The 21019-nt window shown below is 47.9% G+C and carries 22 protein-coding genes; 3 read left to right on the top strand and 19 right to left on the bottom strand.

Annotation, left to right across the window (positions count from 1 at the left end; translation table 11 throughout):
* Positions 1-61: 61 nt before the first annotated feature.
* The 4 genes from T497_RS0104700 to pyrR form a co-directional block, all read right to left on the bottom strand.
* A complete protein-coding gene (locus T497_RS0104700; protein ID WP_028514626.1) occupies positions 62-1162 on the bottom strand; it encodes a carbamoyl phosphate synthase small subunit in 1101 nt (366 codons plus the stop codon).
* 197 nt (positions 1163-1359) lie between these two features.
* Positions 1360-2286 (bottom strand): orotidine-5'-phosphate decarboxylase, encoded by a 927-nt coding sequence (gene pyrF, locus T497_RS0104695; protein ID WP_028514625.1) that lies wholly within the window; start codon positions 2284-2286, stop codon positions 1360-1362.
* Positions 2287-2303: 17 nt separating this feature from the next.
* On the bottom strand, positions 2304-3572 hold the full coding sequence (locus T497_RS0104690) for a dihydroorotase (protein ID WP_028514624.1): 1269 nt from the start codon (positions 3570-3572) through the stop codon (positions 2304-2306).
* A 30-nt stretch (positions 3573-3602) separates the two neighbouring features.
* Positions 3603-4124 carry a bifunctional pyr operon transcriptional regulator/uracil phosphoribosyltransferase PyrR gene (gene pyrR, locus T497_RS0104685; protein ID WP_028514623.1) on the bottom strand — a complete coding sequence of 174 codons (522 nt, stop codon included), beginning with the start codon at positions 4122-4124 and terminating at the stop codon, positions 3603-3605.
* Between the two features lie 569 nt (positions 4125-4693).
* On the opposite strand from pyrR, the gene T497_RS0104680 reads away from it, so the two are divergent.
* Positions 4694-5041 (top strand): DUF6897 domain-containing protein, encoded by a 348-nt coding sequence (locus T497_RS0104680; RefSeq protein WP_028514622.1) that lies wholly within the window; start codon positions 4694-4696, stop codon positions 5039-5041.
* A gap of 182 nt (positions 5042-5223) precedes the next feature.
* On the opposite strand, the gene T497_RS0104675 is transcribed toward T497_RS0104680, so the two are convergent.
* Both T497_RS0104675 and trmB read right to left on the bottom strand, forming a co-directional pair.
* The gene (locus tag T497_RS0104675; protein WP_028514621.1) at positions 5224-5433 is read right to left on the bottom strand and encodes a hypothetical protein; all 210 of its coding nucleotides are present in this window, start codon (positions 5431-5433) and stop codon (positions 5224-5226) included.
* Positions 5433-6098: a tRNA (guanosine(46)-N7)-methyltransferase TrmB gene (trmB, locus tag T497_RS0104670; protein ID WP_028514620.1), complete on the bottom strand. Its 666-nt coding sequence runs from the start codon at positions 6096-6098 to the stop codon at positions 5433-5435. The genes T497_RS0104675 and trmB overlap by 1 nt, the downstream gene beginning before the upstream one ends.
* Positions 6099-6611: 513 nt before the next feature.
* Here trmB and T497_RS0104665 point away from each other — a divergent pair.
* On the top strand, positions 6612-7601 hold the full coding sequence (locus T497_RS0104665; RefSeq protein WP_028514619.1) for a diaminopimelate dehydrogenase: 990 nt from the start codon (positions 6612-6614) through the stop codon (positions 7599-7601).
* Positions 7602-7685: 84 nt separating this feature from the next.
* Here T497_RS0104665 and T497_RS0104660 read toward each other — a convergent pair whose 3' ends face one another.
* The 13 genes from T497_RS0104660 to T497_RS0104600 all read right to left on the bottom strand — a co-directional run bounded on the left by T497_RS0104660 (position 7686) and on the right by T497_RS0104600 (position 19388).
* Positions 7686-8759: a radical SAM/SPASM domain-containing protein gene (locus T497_RS0104660; protein ID WP_028514618.1), complete on the bottom strand. Its 1074-nt coding sequence runs from the start codon at positions 8757-8759 to the stop codon at positions 7686-7688.
* 3 nt (positions 8760-8762) lie between these two features.
* On the bottom strand, positions 8763-9599 hold the full coding sequence (locus T497_RS0104655) for a dockerin type I repeat-containing protein (protein WP_028514617.1): 837 nt from the start codon (positions 9597-9599) through the stop codon (positions 8763-8765).
* A 39-nt stretch (positions 9600-9638) separates the two neighbouring features.
* Complete coding sequence (locus T497_RS0104650; protein ID WP_028514616.1) at positions 9639-10457, bottom strand: dockerin type I repeat-containing protein; 819 nt, start codon at positions 10455-10457, stop codon at positions 9639-9641.
* Positions 10458-10577: 120 nt separating this feature from the next.
* On the bottom strand, positions 10578-10952 hold the full coding sequence (locus T497_RS0104645) for a hypothetical protein (protein ID WP_028514615.1): 375 nt from the start codon (positions 10950-10952) through the stop codon (positions 10578-10580).
* Positions 10953-11360: 408 nt separating this feature from the next.
* Positions 11361-12518 (bottom strand): FtsW/RodA/SpoVE family cell cycle protein, encoded by a 1158-nt coding sequence (locus T497_RS0104640; RefSeq protein ID WP_028514614.1) that lies wholly within the window; start codon positions 12516-12518, stop codon positions 11361-11363.
* Between the two features lie 291 nt (positions 12519-12809).
* Positions 12810-14336 carry a YifB family Mg chelatase-like AAA ATPase gene (locus tag T497_RS0104635; protein WP_028514613.1) on the bottom strand — a complete coding sequence of 509 codons (1527 nt, stop codon included), beginning with the start codon at positions 14334-14336 and terminating at the stop codon, positions 12810-12812.
* Positions 14337-14348: 12 nt separating this feature from the next.
* Positions 14349-15128, bottom strand: a complete 780-nt coding sequence (locus tag T497_RS0104630; protein WP_028514612.1) for a hypothetical protein — start codon at positions 15126-15128, stop codon at positions 14349-14351.
* A gap of 211 nt (positions 15129-15339) precedes the next feature.
* Positions 15340-15867 (bottom strand): S1 RNA-binding domain-containing protein, encoded by a 528-nt coding sequence (locus tag T497_RS0104625; RefSeq protein ID WP_028514611.1) that lies wholly within the window; start codon positions 15865-15867, stop codon positions 15340-15342.
* A 40-nt stretch (positions 15868-15907) separates the two neighbouring features.
* Positions 15908-16210, bottom strand: coding sequence for a hypothetical protein (locus T497_RS0104620; RefSeq protein ID WP_028514610.1), 303 nt, complete (start codon positions 16208-16210; stop codon positions 15908-15910).
* The gene (yabQ, locus tag T497_RS0104615) at positions 16158-16745 is read right to left on the bottom strand and encodes a spore cortex biosynthesis protein YabQ (RefSeq protein ID WP_028514609.1); all 588 of its coding nucleotides are present in this window, start codon (positions 16743-16745) and stop codon (positions 16158-16160) included. Before yabQ ends, T497_RS0104620 begins: the two co-directional genes overlap by 53 nt.
* Entirely contained in the window at positions 16742-17020 is a 279-nt protein-coding gene (yabP, locus tag T497_RS0104610; RefSeq protein ID WP_028514608.1) for a sporulation protein YabP, read from the bottom strand. The genes yabQ and yabP overlap by 4 nt, the downstream gene beginning before the upstream one ends.
* A 65-nt stretch (positions 17021-17085) precedes the next feature.
* Complete coding sequence (locus T497_RS0104605; RefSeq protein WP_028514607.1) at positions 17086-18264, bottom strand: hypothetical protein; 1179 nt, start codon at positions 18262-18264, stop codon at positions 17086-17088.
* Between the two features lie 29 nt (positions 18265-18293).
* Positions 18294-19388: a DUF3810 domain-containing protein gene (locus T497_RS0104600; RefSeq protein WP_028514606.1), complete on the bottom strand. Its 1095-nt coding sequence runs from the start codon at positions 19386-19388 to the stop codon at positions 18294-18296.
* Between the two features lie 467 nt (positions 19389-19855).
* Between T497_RS0104600 and T497_RS0104595 the strand changes: the two genes are divergently transcribed.
* Entirely contained in the window at positions 19856-20971 is a 1116-nt protein-coding gene (locus tag T497_RS0104595) for a dockerin type I domain-containing protein (RefSeq protein WP_028514605.1), read from the top strand.
* Positions 20972-21019 lie beyond the last annotated feature (48 nt).

The raw sequence follows: 21019 nt of genomic DNA, 5'->3' as shown, positions 1-21019 counted from the left end.
CCTCGCCGTTCCTTTAATATATCACTTTTGCGGAACGCCGAGGGCGGCGTTCCCTACTGAATTATTTCTTACTCATTGTTTCAACAAAATCGTCAAACAAGTACGCTGTATCCAGCGGACCGCCGTGTGCTTCGGGGTGGAACTGAACTGTTCTTGCGTTGACTGAGGTATAGTGTATGCCCTCGCAGGTCTTATCGTTTGCATTTATATGAGAAACATGACCTACCGAAGGATCAATGCTGTCCCCTACTACTGCGTAGCCGTGGTTCTGGCTGGTAACGTAGGTAAGACCGCTTTCAAGGTCGATAACAGGCTGGTTTGCGCCTCTGTGACCGTATTTCAGCTTCTCGGTCTTTCCGCCGTTGGCAAGCGCCATGAGCTGATGACCGAGACAGATACCGAATATCGGAATACCCAGCTTCTGTATCTCCTTGATATTCTCGATTATCTCAACATTTTCGGCAGGATCTCCGGGGCCGTTGGAGAACATTATGCCGTCGGGAGCAAGCTCCTTTATCTCTGCGGCAGTCGTGTAGGCAGGTACTACGATTACCTCACAGCCGCGCTTTAAGAGCTCCTGTCTGATATTGCGCTTGTAGCCGAAATCGAACAGCGCCACGCGGAGCTTCTTTTCTTCGGGCTCATAAGTAAGAGTCTCGGTATTGGTAACAGCCTTTACAGCGTCCTTTACCGTGAAAGCGCGGACCTTTTCGAGAAGCTCGTCCTTCTTTGCGTAAACGTCCTCGGTAGTGATAACGCCGTTCATAACGCCTACCTCACGGATAGTACGGGTAAGACGTCTTGTGTCGATGTTATTGATACCGACGATGTTGTGCTCCTTTAAGAAGTCGTTGATGTTGCCCTCACAGCGGAAGTTTGACGGTGCGTTGCACCACTCTCTAACGATATATCCCGATACATAGGACTTAGCGGACTCATTGTCCTCTGAGTTCACACCGTAGTTTCCGATAAGGGGAAAGGTCTGTGTGACTATCTGTCCGTAGTAGCTGGGATCGGTGAGAGTTTCCTGATAGCCTGTAACTCCCGTGGTGAATACGACTTCACCTATGACAGTGCCCTTGGCACCGAAGCTCCTGCCCTCGAACACCTGTCCGTCGGCAAGCATAAGGTAAGCTTTTTCTCCCATGTTGAATAATGACATTGTAAATTCCTCCTTGCGATTTTTTAGAGGTCGTATTATTGATGTTGTGCGCTCTGTTCCACGCCATTGTGGGCAGAACGTTTCAATGTTTATTTATGTTGTTTTCAGAACGGGACGTCGAGGACGCCGTCCCCTACAATATATCCCATATACCTTTTGTGTAACACACGGGCGGATAATATCCGCCCCTACACTACTTACTTCAAGTTGATGTACTGGCAGATATCCTCTCTCATGCGGATAACTTCTCTTCTTGCAGCCTTTGCGAACTCGTGCTCGTCGCAGCCTTCCTTCTTGTATGCGCACATTACTGCGCGTGAGGAGTTTACGATAGCTCCAAGACCGTTCTCGTCGAAGCCGCCCTTCAAGCCCTCAGCTCCGCCGCCCTGTGCGCCGTAGCCCGGAACAAGGAACATAGTGTGAGGAAGTCGCTGTCTGAGCTCTGTGAGCATTTCGGGGTATGTAGCGCCTACAACTGCACCTACTGCGGAGTAGCCGTACTTTCCGCGTGTATCCTCGCCCCACTTCTCGCACATATCGCCCATGCACTCATATACTGTGCGTCCGTCAGCCATTTTCATGTCCTGAAGCTCGCCTGACGAGGGGTTGGAAGTTTTTACCAGAACGTAGATGCCCTTGTCGCGCTCCTTGCAGACTTTAAGGAGAGGAGCTATGCCGTCTGTGCCGAGGTAGCCGTTCACTGTGAGAGCGTCAGCGCCGAATGGCTCGATATCGCTGCCGCCGATAGTAACTGTACCGAGGTGAGCGTTTGTGTAAGCCTCCATAGTAGCGCCGATATCGTTGCGCTTACCGTCTGTCATAACGAACATACCGTTGAGCTTTGCATATCTGATAGTCTTTTCAAGAGTTCTGATACCGTAGTGACCGTACATCTCATAGTAAGCAGCCTGAGGCTTGATAGCAGGCACGATATCGTGTATCTCGTCGATGATAGCCTGATTGAAGTCGAATATAGCCTTTGCAGCAGCCTTTAATGTCCAGCCGTCGCTGTCAAGGTAGCGGCGCTGGATAAACTCGGGAACGTACTCCAGCTTCGGATCGAGACCTACCACCGTAGGATTTTTCATTTCGATTATCTTGTCGATAAGTCTGTCAAATGACATAGTTTCTCCTCCTGTAATTACATTTCATTATATCTTATCTCGCCCTTTGATATAGTGACGAGAGGCTTTCCTGTGAGCTCCATGCCCTTGAAAACAGTATTGTGTGATTTCGAGTGGAGCTTCTCTGGCTCAACTGTCCACTTTTTATTTATGTCAGCTATTACAAGGTCGGCAGTGCTGCCCACCTTTATGCTCGGTATGTCAAGTCCCAGTATCTTACGGGGATTCACGCACATGAGCTCAACTACCTTATGCAGGTCTATCTCCCCTGTGTGGTAGAGAGCCGTAAGCGTTGCCGCCAGTGATGTTTCCAGTCCCACAACACCGTTGGGAGCCTTCTCAAAGTCAGCCTTTTCCTCTGCGGCATGGGGCGCATGGTCTGTGATTATGCAGTCTATAGTGCCGTCTTTTACGGCTTCGATTATAGCCTTGACGTCCTCGGGAGTCCTCAGCGGCGGATTCATGCGGTAGTCCGCGTCACGCTTCTCCAGAAGCTTATCCGTCAGCATGAAGTAGTGTGGAGCCGTCTCGCAGGTGACTTTTACTCCTCTTGACTTTGCAAAGCGTATCATAGCCGCGCTGCCCTCTGTGGAAACGTGGCAGATATGTATTCTCGCATTCACTGATGAAGCAAGTATCATCTCTCTTGCGGTTATGTAGTCCTCGGAAGCTCTGTCCATGCCCTTGACACCGAGCTTTGCGGAGGTCTCGCCCTTGTTGATGATACCGCCGTTTATAATGCTCAGGTCCTCGCAGTGTGAAGCCACCAGCAGACCGTTCTCGTTGGAGAGCTCAAGAGCCTTTCGCATATTCTCCGCATTCTCAACGGGACGTCCGTCGTCGGAGATACATATGCAGCCTGCGGCTTTGAGAGCTTCATAGTCGCAGAGACCGTTGCCGCTCATTCCACCTGTAATGCAGCCCACGGGATAAACATCAACTCCCGTACCATTTGCCTTGTCGATGATGTAGCGTATAGTCTCGGGGTTATCGCAGGGCGGCTTAGTGTTCGGCATTGCAAGAACGCCTGTAACTCCGCCTGCCAGAGCCGCACCGCAGCCTGTGAGCACGTCCTCCTTATGGGTGAAGCCGGGATCGCGGAGATGTACGTGCATATCGAACAGTGACGGCATGAGCACAAGTCCCGTTCCGTCAATGGTCTGCTCAGCGGAAGCTGTTATGCCCTCGCCAATTTCAGCGATAACGCCGTCCTTGATTAGTACGTCTGTTGTAATGTCCACAGCATTATCAACTGCACGGATATTCTTTATCAGGATAGATGACATAGATTCCTCGCTTTCTGTTAGTAAGTATATTCAGTATATCGCTACTCCGTCGCTGCCGTCTATCTCCATGGCAGAGACCTTGACCACCTCGCTGTGAGAGGTGGGGAGATTTTTGCCCACATAATCGGGACGTATGGGGAGCTCCCTGTGTCCGCGGTCTACCAGCACCGCAAGCTGTATGGAACGCGGTCTGCCGCGCTTTATAAGAGCGTCTATAGCCGCACGGGAGCTTCTTCCCGTAAAGATAACGTCGTCAACGATGACCACGTTCTTATCTGTGATGTCGAAAGGGATATCCGTTCTTTCATCAGCGCCGCCGTGCTTGCTGTCGTCGCGGTAGGGCGTGATATCCAGAGCACCGAAAGGGACCTCGTTCTTTTCAAGCTCCGAGAGCTTATCGGCGATACGCTTGCCAAGAGGGACTCCCCTTGAGAAGATACCCACCACGCACAGGTCCTCCGTGCCCTTGTTCCTCTCGATTATCTCGTAGGAGATACGGGCGATAGCACGGGCAATTGCCTTATCGTCCATTATAATGCGCTTCTGCTCCATAGGCGGCACTCCATTCAACAAAAAATGCTCCCCGCCGCGGCAGGGAGCATACATATAGTTATAGCTATAGTTATAGTTATAGTTACAGTATTTACGAACGCGCCTTGCCGACCTCACGGGATCGAATTAAAGGGTAGTTTATCAATTAACACATCTATTATATCACATTGTGAAAGATTTGTCCAGTGATTTCATATTATAATTATTTATTTACTAATTCAGTGATTAGTTGTTAGTGATTAGTGCATAGTAGGGGCGGATATTATCCGCCCGAGCCCTTAGCAGTTACCCATTAGCCTGTAGGGGCTGCCTTTGGCAATCCGCAAATCTCGGAAAGACTTAATGAACCATTTGTAGGGGCGAACATCGTTCGCCCGACCCTTTGCATTGTTTTTTCGGGCTGTTTCATCAGGCAGGGGCGCACAGTGTGCGCCCCTACAGCTAAGGGCTAAAGGCACGGAAACGGCGCCCCTGCATTCTCAATTCTTGACAACGCCGCATATAAGTGCTATAATTTAACTATAACAGTAATATCAGCTGCTTATATTCAATACGCAAGGAGGTATCTGATGAACAACTGGTGGTTCTGGTTTATAATATTTTTCATCTTATTTGTGATACCTGCTCAGAGAGCAAGGCGTATCATGCAGGCAAAGATCGCACGAAACAACCGCATCAAAAGAAAAAAAGGAGTTTTTACCATGAATGAGCTTATAAAAAACTATATCGGCAAGGAAGTTATCATATCTACAGCCGCCTCAACAGGCGTTACGGGTACTGTTACAAAAATCGAGGACAACTGGATAGAGCTTGAGGACAAAAACGGCAACAAGCAGATAGTAAATACCGACTATATCAGCCGTATACAGGAGTATCCGCGCAACAAAAAGGGCAAGAAAAAAATGGTAGTGGCATAAAATCAGCCCCCCGAGGATATCGTATAGAAATGTCATGGATACTATAAAAACACAGCGCAGCAAGGATAATACCTTCTGCGCTTTTTCTGTAGGGGCGCCGTTTCGGCGTCCGCATTAAGATAACGGATAAATGGCAACGGGCGGCGAAACGCCGCCCCTACATTCTCAATTCACCAGATGGCTCATTTTTTCTTCTTTTTCATCTTATGCTTGAGCAGCACAAGTCCCGTAAGAGCAGCAGCCTTTGCAGCGGTCTTGGCAACGGTCACGGGATCGATTTTTGTGCGGATATTCTGAGGAACGTCCTCGGTAACAGACAGGTCGCCCTTGCCTGCGGTCTTCATGGAGCCGCCCTCAACATGGATAATGCCGAAATCCTTCTGAAATTCCATTATTTTTCCTCCCTTATGGGCTCTGCGATTAGGAATTTTATCTTCTTTCCCTCATCGGAGAACATCTTCTCATGCTCCGTTACAAAATTCTCATAGGGACTCTCTGCGTGGAGGTCGTAGGTCTTGTACTTTATCCTGAAGCCTGCCTCCTCGAAGTACTCAAAGGACTCCTCGAAAAGCTCGTCGTCATCGGTCTTGAACCAAAGCTCGCCGCTGAGAAACTTCTTGTAGTTCACCAGCTGACGGGTATGGGTAAGACGGCGCTTCTTGTGCTTAGCCTTTGGCCACGGATTGCAGAAATTGATATAGATACGGTCTGCGCGGTCATTTTCGTCCCACGCAAGCTCCAGACGCTCGATATTCTGGATAGCTATGCGCACATTGTCGGGAGCTGTCCCCTTTTCCTCGTAAGCGGCTTCAAGCTTGCGCTTTGCAAGAACGAGCATTTCGTTCTTGATATCCATAGCTATGAAGTTAGCCTCGGGGTGCGCAGGAGCAGCCTGCGATATGAAGCCTCCCTTGCCGCAGCCAAGCTCCACATAGAGAGGCTTTTCGGGCTCTGGGAAAAGCTCAGCCCAGTGTCCTTTCTGCTGAGCAGGCTCTTTTATGTAAAAGGGACAAGCCTCAAGCTCGGGCTTTGCCCATGGTTTGTGTCGAATTCTCATTTTTTACCTCCGAAATCGTACTGATTCATATTATAACATAAAAAATCACAAATAGCAACAATCGCGGCAAAAAACTACCGTTTTTTATATCTATAACGCGAAAAAGGCTGCGGCGGCTCGCCGCTTATAGCATAAAAATTATGATAATTCAAGCACTTGTAGGGGTTGCCTTTGGCAGTCCGCGATTCTCACAAAAACTTAATGGAACCATTGTAGTGGCGGCGGAAGGGGAGCCCCCTTTGGCGGAATCGCAGGTTACCAAATATGAGCCGTTACTTTACGGCTCGGTAGCCCGCTTTTTCCGTTAAGGGGAGCAGCCTAACGCCGCCCCTACATTCTTAGTCCTTAGCTCTTAGCTCTTAGTTCTGCCAATGGCTAAGGGCTGACGGCTAAAAAAATAACAGCAAAGCTGTTATTTTTTTGATTTACCGCTTTACAACTCTGAAAAAAGGTGCTATAATGTCATTAGGCTGTGTTCAATGGCGAGCACGGTAATATAAGGAGGAATTTAATATGGCTAAAGTAAGAATAGGCATCTCAGGCTACGGCAACCTCGGCAGAGGCGTTGAGCTTGCGATCAGACAGAACGACGACATGGAGCTTGCAGGCATCTTCACACGCCGCGATCCATCAACAGTTAAGCCCCTCACAGCAGGCGCTAAGGTTTACAGCATAGCTGACGCTGAGAAAATGGCTAATGATATTGACGTTATGATAATCTGCGGCGGAAGCGCTACAGACCTTCCGAAGCAGACTCCTGCAATGGCTAAGCTCTTCAACGTTATCGACAGCTTCGATACTCACGCACGTATCCCCGAGCACTTCGCAAACGTTGACAAGGCTGCAAAGGAGAGCGGTCACCTCGCATTCATCTCCCTCGGCTGGGATCCGGGCCTTTTCTCACTGAACAGACTTTACGCTGAGAGCATTCTCCCCAACGGCAAGAGCTACACATTCTGGGGCAAGGGCGTAAGCCAGGGACATTCCGATGCTATTCGCCGCGTTGAGGGCGTTAAGAAGGGCATTCAGTACACTATCCCGATAGAGGCAGCTATGGACGCTGTTCGCAGCGGCAGCCAGCCTGAGCTCACAACACGTCAGAAGCACAAGAGAGAGTGCTGGATAGTTCCCGAGGAGGGCGCTGACCTCGCTAAGATCGAGAACGACATCAAGACAATGAAGAACTACTTCGACGAGTACGATACAACAGTAAACTTCATCAGCGAAGAGGAGTTCAACGCTAAGCACAACAAGATGCCTCACGGCGGCTTCGTAATGAGAAGCGGTCTCACAGGCGACGGCGAAAAGACTCACCAGATGATAGAGTACTCACTGAAGCTTGAGTCCAACCCTGAGTTCACAGCAAGCGTACTTATCTGCTATGCAAGAGCACTTGCAAGACTCAAGGCTGAGGGCGCTACAGGCTGCAAGACAGCATTCGATATCGCTCCTGCATATCTTTCAAAGCTCAGCGGCGAAGAGCTGAGAGCTTCAATGCTTTAATCACATCACAATAACGAAAAAGTACGGAAACCCGATGTTTCCGTACTTTTTTGTTCTATACCTAATATATCATGACAGATATCGTCAGAAAAGGATATCCTTGAAGCATACCTGCGGCTTGTTGTTGTCAAAGTCCCAGCTGTGATAAGCATCGCCGTGGCAGAATTCCTTGTGCTCGCACTTTGAACAGACTTCGTTATCGTCTGCAAGGTCGCGGCGGAATATCTGGAACTTGTTCTTCCAGACCTCGCTGAATCTGTCATTGAGGATATTTCCCTGTGTAAACTCGGGACGGCGCTCGATATCGAGACAGGCAACGATATCGCCGTTTGCGGTGATACTTGCTGTGTAAAGTCCTGCTGTACAGAGATAGTACCAGTCGCGGACCTCGCGCTCGTACTCCATGCCGAGGTAATGGCTGCAGCCGTAGCAGACAGGCTCGCCTGCGATACGCTTGTTTCTGATGAACTCGAAGAGATACTTGTAATCATCAGGAGTAAGTATGAGCTCGGGGTGCTGCTTTGCACGTCCCATGGGCTCCATGTTTACAACTCGCCATGAGTCTATATCCATTTCGTTGAATATCTTGAAGAGCTCATCAAGCTCGCTTATGCTCTTGTGAGTAACAACGGTAGTGACCTGAATGCTCTCAAAGCCGCCTACACGGATAAGGCTCTCGATACCGTTCATAGCTCTCTCATAGCCCTTGGGAGTTCTTCTGAACTCGTCGTGAGTAGCTTCAAGACCGTCGATACTTACGGAAATAGTAGCCATGCCTGTTCTTCTAAGGTCACGGGCAACGCTGTCATCGATGAGAGTAGCATTGCTGGTCATGCCCCACTCGAAGCCCAGCTCATGGGCAGCTCCCATGATATCGAAGAAATCCTTTCTGAGCAGGGGCTCTCCGCCTGTGATATCAAGCATTTTGCCCTTGGTGGTCATGTCCTCCTTGACCTGCTGGAGGAAGGTTTTATACTGCTCAACTGTCAGCTCGTCTGAGGTAACATCGCCGCAGTGGCTTCCGCAGTGGAGACATCTCTCGTTGCAGCGCACTGTCAGCTCAAGGAAAAGGTTTCTCAGCTGAGGCTCCTTCATGAGCTTCTGGCGGTAATCCCTCATCTGTCTGAGGTGTTCAAGCTTCATTTTTTCGTCGAGCATGTATTACTTCTCCTCTGGTGTGATTTCTTCAGCAGTAGTATATGTAGTTTCATCAGGATCGATATACTGAGCATTTACACTTCTTGCAGGCATGATACCGTAAAGAGTAACAGTAGTCACCCTTCCCGGTTTATATGTAGTTGTGGTAGTAGTCTCGATATCCTGCTCATTATTTCCACCTACGGGCTCAATGGTCTTTCCCCTCATGAAGTCCCACTGACCGTCGTAAAGGCTGTCTATCTTGCCGAGGAGGAACTGCTGGAGACGTACAAGGTCAGCCATATTTACCTTGCGGTCGAAATTGACATCGGCATAGTTATCCGAATAGAATGAGCGGCTCTGTCCGCTTACAAGGATCTTTCTGAGAGCTACAAGGTCGAAAATATCCACGTCGCCGTCCTCGTTTACGTCGCCAAGACGGTTGCGGGGAACAACAGGACCATAGAGTATCTCTACGGTAGTTGTGGTAGTCGTCATCAGCCACTCAGGAAGAGATGTAGTTGTCGATGTCAGAGATATGGTAGGCTGAGTGCCGTAAACAGGCTGTGTTGTAGTAGTAGTCACATCTATGAGAGCTGAAGTATTTACGGTAGTCGTCGGAGGCGGACCGTATACGGGAGCCATAGACTTTGTTGTAGCCTTCAGGATATTGTAGTTTACGCCGTCAGCGCTTACGCTGTCAGTATCCCCCTCTTTTTCCGACTGTTCGCCCAGCGACATCGGCTCTGCTGTTTCGGGCTTAACGACAGTGCCGCCGTCCTCTGCCACAACAGGCATAGCAGACATATTTGCTGTTGCAAAAAGTGCCGCAGTCAATAGTGTGTGAATTGTTTTTTTCATGTTGGAACACTCCTCTCAATAATTTGCATAGTTTATTTTTTATTCATCTTCCGATGAAATATTTATATCTATATTATCCTTGGTCTGCCAGATAGCCTGATCAATGATATCCTTTGCAGGCTTTATGCCGTAGAGACTTACAACTATATCCTCTCTCGGATCGTAAGGGAAAGCAGTTGTAGTTGTGGTCTCTGTAGTCACAAAAGGTTTTTCTTTTTCATCAGCTGCTATAGTCTCAACAGTCTTGCCTAACATCATCATTTTACTTCTGTCAATATCAAATGAATCTATCTTGCCTAGAAGGAACTTCCTAAGAAGGGTAAGATCAGCGATATTCACATTATCGTCCTGATTTATGTCAGCATTATGTATCTTACGGAAATTATCATAGGACGAAAACTCCATACCGTTTATAAGCATCTTTTTCAGAGCAACTTCGTCAAATATATCGATCCGTTCATCAAGATTAAGGTCACCGAAATCCCTTATGCTCATTACAGGCCCGTAAAGAGGCTGTTGTGCAGTTGTCGTTATCGTAAATAACAACTGTGCGTCAGTTGTAGTGGTCGTCTGCTCATTATCAGCAGCAGTCGTGGGAACAGTCCAGATGTAATTATTCCAGTCATCATAATTTCGGTTTTCGCCAAAGATGGATTGAGCACCATACATACTATATTGATTCTGACCTGCCAGATAATCAAAATCGTCCCAGAACGACCAGTTCATTTCTGCATCATCAGTGCCTATCTGTTTCCACTGATTATCAGAAGCAAGCTCCTCTGCCGAAGTGGGGAGCGCAGACAGATTAGCTGCCGCGAACATAGCCGCAGTGAAGACCGTGCGCAAGGTCTTTTTCATAGAATCACGTCCTCCAAAAATGCAGTGCCATATAATAAATGCACTGAAACATATAAGTTTCTCTCATTCGCTTCAAAACTTACAGAGGTGCAAAACAAGGTCACGCCTTATCATGCATTTCTACTCGCCGAAGCTTTCGGGCGGCCCATATACCAGCTGTATCTTGTCCTTATCGGGAGAATACGGCACGGTTTCCTCTTCTATATCTTTCTTTTCTGTTACAGGCTCAGTAATTGCGTCAGTGGTAAAGCTCTCCGTAGGCGGCGGTCCATAAAGTGCAGGTACCGTCACAGGCTTGGTCGCTGTTGTTGTGACCTCCTCAGCCACAGGAGCGCCGTATTCCGTCTGAATTGGCTCTGCAGCAGTCGTAGTTGCTTCCGTTGCAGGCGGTCCGTAGACCGTTACGACCTTATCATCGCCGTGGTCGCAGCCGCCAAGCATAGCAGCTCCCGTAAGTATAGCAGCCATAAGAGCGGTCTTTTTATTCTTCTTCATAAACAGCCCTCCCTGCCGTGAGTTGCCTGTATGCCGTGTATCAACCGCAAAAGCGGCTATTATCTGACATATATAGATACTATTATTTTACTCCATATATAACGTTTTGTCAACCTAAAGCAGCATATATTGGAGATAGGAAGGAGCTTTTATGTCAGTTCTGCACAGCTATGGTATTACCGTTTTGTGCAGTGTTACAATTTTATTTTTAAATTAATTCACATTCAATGCATTTACGTTGAAAAACCAGTCTTTGCGGCGTATATATAGAGGGACATTCATCAAAATTGAGAATGCAGGAGCTGATATTATCTGCCACTACTTACTTCTCACACAAATGCCGCTTCTACAACTCTCAACTCTCAATTCTCAACTCTCAACTAAAAAAGAGCGCTTTCGCGCTCTTTCTTAATCATCTTCGTCCTCGTCATAGAAAACGTTGTAATTGACAGCTCTGTGGCTGTAGGTGCTGAGCACCAGTCCGATAATAGCATACATACTTATCATAGCCGTACCGCCTGCACTTAGGAACGGCAGCGGAACTCCGATAACAGGAGCTACCTTGAGCACCATGCCGATATTCATTATACAGTGGGTAAGGATAAGTCCGAATGCACCCATACAGATGAATTTTCCCAGATGGTCGCGGCAAACGCGGCTGTCGCCGAATATTTTAAGGCAGATATAGGCGAGTATGATAACAAGTCCCACAGTGCCGATAAAGCCGAATACCTGACCTGCATAGGTAAAAATGAAGTCGTTGTGTATCTCAGGAACAGTGATATAATCGTCAGGCTTTCCGAAAAGTCCCTTGCCGAAGACTCCGCCGGATTTAAGAGCCGCAAGACCTAAGTCCTGCTGATACTCGATATACTCGGGATCAGTTCCGGGGTGGAAAAGTATGAGTATACGCTTCTTGTGGAACTCGCTGAGCACAAAGAACCACATAGCCGTTACTCCTGCCGCCACAACAAAAGGCGCAGCAACGAGGTATTTCCAAGATATCTTTGCGGAGCATATCATGAATGCGAATATTCCTGCGAAAACGATAGCCGTTCCGTAGTCGCCCTGCAAGCCGACGATACCAATGGGTATCATGCCGTGTATCAGTATCAGAAGCATATGCAGGGGCTTGTTCATCTCCTCCTCGTCACGGGAGAGATGATAGCCGAAGGTCAGTATGAACGCCAGCTTCAGCACCTCCGAAGGCTGGAACTGGATAAATCCGAGGTTGAGCCACGCCTGGTCGTCTGCGCCCTCACGCCTGTAACCGAGAGATGTAAAGGTCAGGGCGGTCAGCGCCAGTGCTACGGGAACAAATACCACCCACAGCTTCACAAGCTTTCGGTAGTCTATGAACGATATGACTACCGCAGCCACGATACCTGCCGCCATGGAAAACGCCTGTGTTTTCCAGTAGCTTGAACCTACGGTCTCCAAGACCTTGTTGTATGTGATAGAATATATCAGCAGGGTACTGATAGCGGCGCACAGCGTCACCGCAAAAAGCAGACCTCCGTCGATACTGTGCTTACCCGAGGGTAATTTTTTGAATGCCGATTTCATTGTTTCTCCTTGTTTATCTTTCTTTTTTAGTTGTTAGTTATTAGTGATTAGCAGTCTGTAGGGGGCGATGCCTACATCGCCCCGCATTAGATATTTAACATCACGGGCTGATGTGGGCATCAGCCCCTACACCATAATCACTTTTCAAAATGTATTTAAGTTGAGAGTTGAAAGTTATGGAGTCGCCTGCGGCGACAATATTTAAATAACTTGAGCGAAGCGAACACATCAGCTCTCAACTCTTCACCCTCAACTCTAAACTGAATCAAAAATTGATATGCAAATTTTGATTCACTCGCTCCAGTATTTACGGTCAAGGCTTCGGAACTGTGCCGCTGTGGCAACGTGCTGCTTCTGTATGACCTCAGAGCCGTCTATATCCGCGATAGTACGAGCTACTTTCAGTATCCTGTCATAGGCTCTCGCGCTGAGACCAAGTCTGTCAAAGACGTTTTTCATCAGCTTCTCAGCCGCTTCGTCCATAGGACAGAATTCCTGCAATTTATCGGGAGTTATCAGTGCATTGCAGGTTATACCCGTATCCCTGAAGCGCTCCTCCTGTATGGCTCTTGCCGCTACAACGCGCTTTCTGATATCTGCTGAGCTCTCCTCCTTTGCCTTTGAAGCAAGGTCGCCGAACTCCACGGGAGCTACCTCGATATGGAGGTCAAAGCGGTCAAGCAGCGGTCCCGATATCTTGGAGAGATATCCCGTTACCTTGTTTTTCGGACATATGCATTTGCGCTTGGGGTGTCCGTAATATCCGCAGGGACATGGGTTCATAGCTCCTATGAGCATTATCGTACACGGATAAGTCACCGTACCCGAGGCACGGGCGATAGTAACCTTTCTGTCCTCCAATGGCTGACGGAGTATCTCCAGCGTTTTGCGGTCAAACTCCGCAAGCTCGTCCAGAAAGAGAAGTCCGTTATGAGCAAGTGACACCTCTCCCGGGTGAGGAACTGTTCCGCCGCCTGCAAGACCTGCCGAGGATATGGTGTGGTGGGGCGAGCGGAAAGGTCTTTTTGTTATTATGGGCATTTCGGGAGTAAGTAATCCCGAAATTGAATGTATTTTCGTAGTTTCAAGAGCTTCCTCAAAGGTCAGGGGCGGAAGTATTGACGGCATACGCTTTGCAAGCATACTCTTGCCGCTTCCGGGCGAGCCTATGAGCAGGGCATTGTGTCCGCCTGCCGCGGCTATTTCCAGAGCCTTTTTCGCGGACTGCTGACCTCTTACGTCGGCAAAGTCCAGCGGCTCGTTGTACGCCGCTTCGGGCGGTATATAGTGTTCGCAGGGAGTGAGAAGCTCCTCATTTCGGAAATGTCGGATAAGCTCCTCTGCATTATGGACTGCATAAATGTCCACGCCGTCGATAACAGAAGCCTCCTTGGCGTTCTCAGCAGGCACAAATACCGACTTTATGCCTGTTTCACGGGCAAGCATGACCATGGGAAGAACTCCGTTTATGCGGCGGATATCGCCGTTGAGAGATATCTCTCCGATGAACGAACAGCCGTCGGTGTCCTCGGTTATCATTCTCATACCGCGGAGTACAGCCATAAATATCGCCATATCGTGAACCGAGCCGCTCTTTTTCGTGTCTGCGGGAGCAAGATTTATCATGACCGAAGCCACAGGAAAGCTGATACTGCATGAGCGCAGTGCGGCGCGGATACGCTCGCGGCTCTCTTTTACGACAGTATCGGGAAGTCCGACTATCTCAAACATGGGATTTCCGCGGCTGATATCAATCTCTACATCTACAGGAAAGGCGTTAAGCCCGAAAAGTCCAAGACTTGAAACCTTTGCAAACATAGTATGTCCCCCTTATCTGAGTTTTAACGGACTGAAAGAAATAGTCCCCTCTTTTCCTGATTTTGGCTTGAACAAGCCCTCAGAAGCGCCTGAACGCGACATACCCGACGTATTGAGCTCGGGCATATTGCCAAGTGGGTTCTGCGGCTTGACATAGCTCTGCGGCTGTTGAACAGGCGCGGCAGGAGCGGCGCTCTGCTGATTCATCGAATCGTAATAATCCTTGCCGCTCTTTGTGTGCAGGAAGTTCGGTTTCCCCTTCTGGTCGTCGTATTCAGCCAGAACGACGCTGAACATAGGAAAACCCTCTGTATTCGCGAGCTGCTGATAATCCTTGCCGTCTCTGAAAACTCCGCGGCAGTAGTACATTCCCATAATGCCGATAATGGTAGTTATAACATCCAAGCCCGTAAGCGTAAAAAATATCGAGCTTATCGTCAGGACCATATATATCACAAACAATACAATGCCAAAAGTCTTGCGTTTTCCCAGATTAAGCACTGAAAACACAACTATAGCCACACAGCACAGCACCTGTGTGAAGCCAAAGCCGAAGCTGACATTGAAAGCGCCCTTGCTTATCTCCTCGCTGTTGAAAATCATCGGCAGCCAGCCTATAACGTGCATAGGTACGCAGAGGACCGAAAAAAAAGCCATTATCACACAGACAATGAGAGTATAAAAGAATATCTGGCGGCTGTGCTTTTCGATATCCGAGAGCCTGCCGCGGCATATAGGATAGTGCGCGTGATTTGGCTTTTCGCGCAGTTCCTCGTTCATATATTCGTCCATTAGATCACCTATCGGTTTAGTTGAAAGTTGAGAGTGAAGAGTTGAGAGTTGATGTATTCGCTTCGCTCATATTATTCAAATAATGTCGCCATAGGCGACACCATAACTTTCAACTCTCATCTCTCAACTTTACGCTGTTTTATAAGTATTATATCATAAAACTAAAAAAATAGCAAGTGCAAAAAAGCCGTCCTCATCGGACGGCTCTGCATTACTTTCTTCTTGTACCGTTCTTTCTGTCGGTACTGCGCTTGAGGTCGCACATACGCTCCTCACTGGTCTGCTTGAAGCGTGACATCATATCCTCAAATGTCATCTCTGACGGAGGTATCTGCTTCTTGGGCTCCCAGATAACAGGCTTGCTGCGCTGAGGACGCTCATTATTCTTGTCGCCCTTATCAAAGCTGCGCTCGCCCTTGTCGAATCTTTCGCCGCCCTTATCGCCCTTGTCAAACTTGCCCTGACCTTTGTCAAATCTGCGCTGACGGGGCTGTGCGTCGCCGTTCTCGGAAGCCTTCTTGATGGAAAGGCTTACCTTTCCTGCCTCGTTGATGCCGATGACCTTGACCTTGACTTCCTGCTCCTCTGTAAGATGTTCGCGGATATCGTTTACATATGTATTGGCTATCTCGGAAATATGCACCATTCCCGTACCTCCGCCCTCGATATCCACGAAAGCTCCGTACTGAGTGATACCCTTGACCTTTCCATTGTAAACCTTACCTATTTCCAGCTGCATAAATATTTATAACTCCTTTTTATGGATCGCTCGGATCCTATTAATCCCTTGTCGTGTCGTAGAATCTGCGCTCGTCGGGATAGGCATAGCCTCTCTCCTCAAGTGCGACCTTTTCCATATACTCATTGAGGTCGTCACTGTCAAGGACACGCTGCAGCTCGGCATTTTCGGTCTCATATGCGTCTATTTTAGTCTGTATCCGCGCCATTTGCTCTTCCTTTGCTTCGCAGTCTTTATTGGTAGTAACATAAAGAACTAAGCAGCCGATAAACACGGCAACTGCGGCTAATTTAACGAGAGCGCCGTTGAACAGACCTTTTTTCTCCTGTTTTTCGTGTTTCATTTTTTTGCGCAACGCTTTTCACGTTCTTTCTCTTTTTATTTGCCATTTTATTATACAACAGAAGCCGCCTGTTTAGCAATACTATTTTTATTTTTTTAAGTGGTTTAACAATAATTTGGAGATTTCCTACAAATTTAACAATAGCTTTTGCACGAAGAAGTGCAAAAAATGCTCCTAACGGTCTGAAAATCAGCTTCAAAGCAGCTCCTAAAAGCGAGAAAAGCTTCCGCAAAGTGGCATTGACAGCTCTCCCCACGGTAAAAAAATACAGAGTGAAGCCGAGAACGCTGCCCACAGCGAAATAAAGCCTCATCTCTCCCCTTGCGGCGGCGTTTGAAAAAGCCGTCAGAGCCACAGCACAGAGCCCTAAAAATCCGATGTCTTCGGCTGCCACGAGAAAGCTGTTATGTGGCAGCATAAGCCTGAGCACCCGAAGCACGTCGTAAGCTACGCCAATTACAGCTCCAAGAAGGCAGGAAAGCCCGAATAACCGGAGCTCCTCGCTGACGGTGAAATAGGTCTCGGGGATAGTCATCTGAACAGCTTCCCCAGTGCTGATATAGGACCTTTCTTATCCTTGTCGCCGTAGATAAGCGCCCATATATCGCCTGTTATGGTCATGTCCCCAGTCTCGACGCTCATGGCGTCGATATGGAGCTCACGTCCCTGAATGGTCAGCTCACCGAGCTGAGTATAGAGGATTATCTCCCTATCGTCGAAGCTGTCAACGTCGGTTATTCCCGAAATACTCAGGCTTTTGCGATTCTCCAGTATCATATTGTGGTTTTGTTTAACGGTCTTGTCCTGCATAGTCTTACCTCCGATATTTGATACTTGAATTATATTCGGAGGCTGACTGTTATATGCCGAACTGTTTATTTTCCGATATCTTCAGCGCAGATATCATACAGCTCTTTCAGCGTTTTCTGCTCAGTTTTTTCGCTGTAATCTACATGACCTTTTTCATTTATGCCGTTAAAAAACTTATTCGGCGGATAAACACCTGTATATCCCGCTCCGTCTTTATTTTCAACAGCACAGTAAACAGCCGCGCCCTTATATACCACAACAAACCAGTTAAACTCGGAGATATCGCTCATATAGCTGCCTGCTCTCTCCCTGAAAAAAGCCGCGTCAAAGCTTTCGGGAGCATTAAAGCATAAGCTGTCATCAGAGCCTGCAATATACGCAGCTTCTGCGTGTGTCGCAGGCTCTGCGTGTGTCGCAGCATAAAGCTGCTTCTCGTCAATTTCAATAAGAGTGTCATTTGCAGCCCAATGGACACGGCTTGCCACAGAATCCGCAAAATCGCTCCTGCCGCGTATGACATTGCCCGAAGCGTCAAGGACGTTCACCTTCCAGCTTTCGCCCTTAATACGGAACACACACATCACGCCCTGTGAGACCTCGCCTGTATTTTCGTCCTTCAGCTCAAAGGTCACAAAATAGCCCTCTTCAATTTCACATCTTTCCGAAATGTCTTCGCTTATAATGTCAGACTCTACCTCGGTAAGCTCATAGCGGTCAATATTATCAGGACCGCCTTTCTTTCTGATATATCTTTTGAGGCCTGCAATAATGTCACGGTTACGCTCTATTGCGTACACTTCGGACGCCATAAGAGGCTCTGCGCTGACGATACCATTGAAGGTGACCTTTTCGTCCTCAATGTAGTTCTCGTACAGCGCGTATTGCATATCTGAAATAGCTTCATCTTCCGTCCAATCGTCTGCCAGACCGGTATCAAGGTCTTCCTCGCCGTTCATTTTTACCCTGATAATATCCTCACAGTCGTCGGGATACTGCATATAAAGAGTCTTTTTGCGGTCATTTGCCGCATATGCCTCCACGAAATCCTTTACCAGCTCCTCATATGAGCTGTATCCTGCCATTTCGGTAAGCGGTTCTGTAGTCTCGGCTTCTGTTGTCTCCTGTATAGTCGTTGTTTCGGAAGAAGAGTCCAAAGTCTGATTTTCCATGCCTTGCTTTCCACAACCTGCAAATGTACATAGTACAGCTGTTACTGCGATGATTCCTGCAATTATTTTTTTCATTTTTACTTCTCCTTTATTATGTTCAGTTCTTACGGGTAATAATAGTCCAGCAGCAGGTTCACTACCATTGAATATGCACGGATACCGTCGTCTCTGCCGTTCATGCGGATATTGGTATCTATCGCTGCGGTGGATACTTCACTTACTGCCTCGGTGGAGATGACCTCCTTATCGGCGTTATCCTCCCAGTAATTCTCGGGCATGAATCTGAACCAGTCGCTGAGGACCTCATCTGAGATATACTCCGAAAGAGGCATAGCCGTTTCTATCTCGTTCTCCCAGACCGCATTATGTACGTACTCAAGAGCGTCAAGGTAGCCCGAATACTGAAATTCCACGTTATCGCTGCCTGTAGCCGCAGCAAATGAGATAAAGTTGGCTTCGTCCTCCTGTATGAAGCCTTTCAGATGAGCAAGCTCATGGCAGACCGTTGACGGAAGATTCGCCCTTACCATATCGTCGTTGTAGTTGGCTTCGATAGTGTAGGGCAGGTAAATTCCCGTCAGATTGGACTGACTCATGAAGTATGAGAACTGTATGGGTTTGGGATTCGGGTAATAGCCGCGGAGCTGAGGGTATTTCTCCCCTGCCCGTTTCATGGCGGTACGGGCTTCGCTTTTGAAATCACAGGTAAGAGTAAAACAACCCTTGTCATCACGGGGCACTTCCTTTGCAAGCTCGTTGCACTTTTTTATCAGCGCACCATAGAGCTCCGTTATCTCCTCGTCGGTGTGCTCGTGGGAATCGGGGAAGTACTTCTCCGAAAAGGGCGTACACTGGTACATTATGAAGCAGTTCATGGTCTCGGTAACGGTGACGTAGCAGATTATCCACAGGGCAAATGTGCCTGCAAATGTGGCTATTTTCTTACGTCTGCCCTTTGCGAATATGAGCAGTATAAGAAACAGCGGTATGCCGAATATTACCAGAGCTACAGCGGCAACTGTCAGCATTTCTCCCAGCGAAAATGGAAAAATTCCGCTGACAAAGGATATGCAGTCCGATATGTGGGGGAATATTTTCGTAACGTAGAAGTCCGCAAAGGGACGGCTGAAACGTGCGATAATGTTTATGATTATCATTAGTCCTATTAGTATCAGCGGAACGCTGTATCTTTTTTTCACGGCTGACCTCCCGAAAGTGTAATTGTTCTTTAATTATAGCACGAAATCACATATTTGGCAACAAATCAATAAAAAACAGTTTTATGAAAATAATCCCAGTACTGTATTTACTTATTGAGAATATGAATGGGATTCCAAAGGGACTCTGTCCCTTTGGTCAGGTCAAGGGCTGACAGCCCTTGTGGGGTGACTTCCCACAGTGTGGGGAGATGTCGCAAAGCGACAGAGGGGCTGGGGCGGTTAGCCTGGGGCAAAGCCCCGCAGTTACGAAGGCGTCCCTTAATGTAACATAACATCGCCCCTACTCCGCTGTATATCTGCACAAATCTATCGAAATATTTTGTGCAGGCGTACAAATCTCGGCTTTTTTGCGAAAGAGGTGAGAGTTTCTCTGCTTTCAAACGTCTAATAAATAGAAAGAAGAAACCATATCTATCGTTAATATACATTCAAAAGGAGGTCATCTTATGAAAAAAAGGCTATTATCAGCTGTTCTTGCAGCAGCACTTTCAATGACAGCTCTGACGGCAGTCCCGACTGCTGTGACAGCAGAAAACACTCCCGAAACTGCGGCTTCGGAAGGAACCGCCCAGACAAAGAATTACTGGATATTTTATAAGAATATCGACACCTCGGAGATAGACACGATCGTTTCTAAAAAAACTCATGATTATCAGTACTCGCTGTATGATACTGTAAGCGACCAGAGAGAGATCGAGAAAATGGTCACAGATTATTATAAGAGAATTCGCCTTGATATGCTGAAAGAAGCCTTCGGGAAGAAGTCCGCAGAGATACTCAGCGAGCTGGGTGTTGAGCCCTCCGCCGCATGGTGCAGCCAGTTTACCCCGTCTATAGTATGTTCTCTCACAGACGAGCAGTATCAGAAGGCTCTGAATTCTGACATAATAACCGAGATAAACCTCTATACACCGCCTGACCTCCAGCCTGCCACTGACATTGCAGACGCTCTTGAAAAAAAGGAAGAAATCCTCAACGCCTATACCCGCAGCACCGACGGCAAATCTCTCTGCGATGATTATGTTAAGTTTGATGTTGTATTAAACGCAGGCAAGGACAACAGGACCGACTATCTTGTGGTCTACGGCTTAAAGAGCAAGGACGATATAAGCAAGGTAAAATCACAGCTGGATAGGAAGCATTTCTGGGAGAACCCCACAATGGAGCTTTACAGCGGCGTTAGTCTCTATGACATTGCAAAAAGTCAGGGGAACCGTATAACACCTGTCATTTTTGTGGAGGACGAAGCTCTTGGCTGGGCATTTCCCGTATCCGTCAAGGAATACTCAGAGCAGGTCGGCTTTGACGTTTCTCCATACATCATAAGCCTCGGCGACGGCAACGGTGACTATAAGATAGACGCTGTTGACGCGTCCGAAGCTCTGAGCCTTTACTCAAAGGTGCAGACCGAAAATGGCGGAGCTTATACCGCAGAACAGCTCAAACACCTTGACGTTGACAAGGACGGAGCTGTGAACGCCCTTGACGCATCGGCTATCCTGTCCTATTATGCATTCACAGCAACAGGCGGCGAAGCTTCATTGCAGGATTTCTGTAAATAATAACATATTGCAGAAAAGCTATATTTCATAAGGAGACGCCCTCACTTG

The sequence above is a fragment of the Ruminococcus flavefaciens MA2007 genome, assembly GCF_000621845.1.
Lineage (GTDB): Bacteria > Bacillota > Clostridia > Oscillospirales > Ruminococcaceae > Ruminococcus > Ruminococcus flavefaciens_E.
This window is presented reverse-complemented; position numbering and strand designations above follow the sequence as displayed.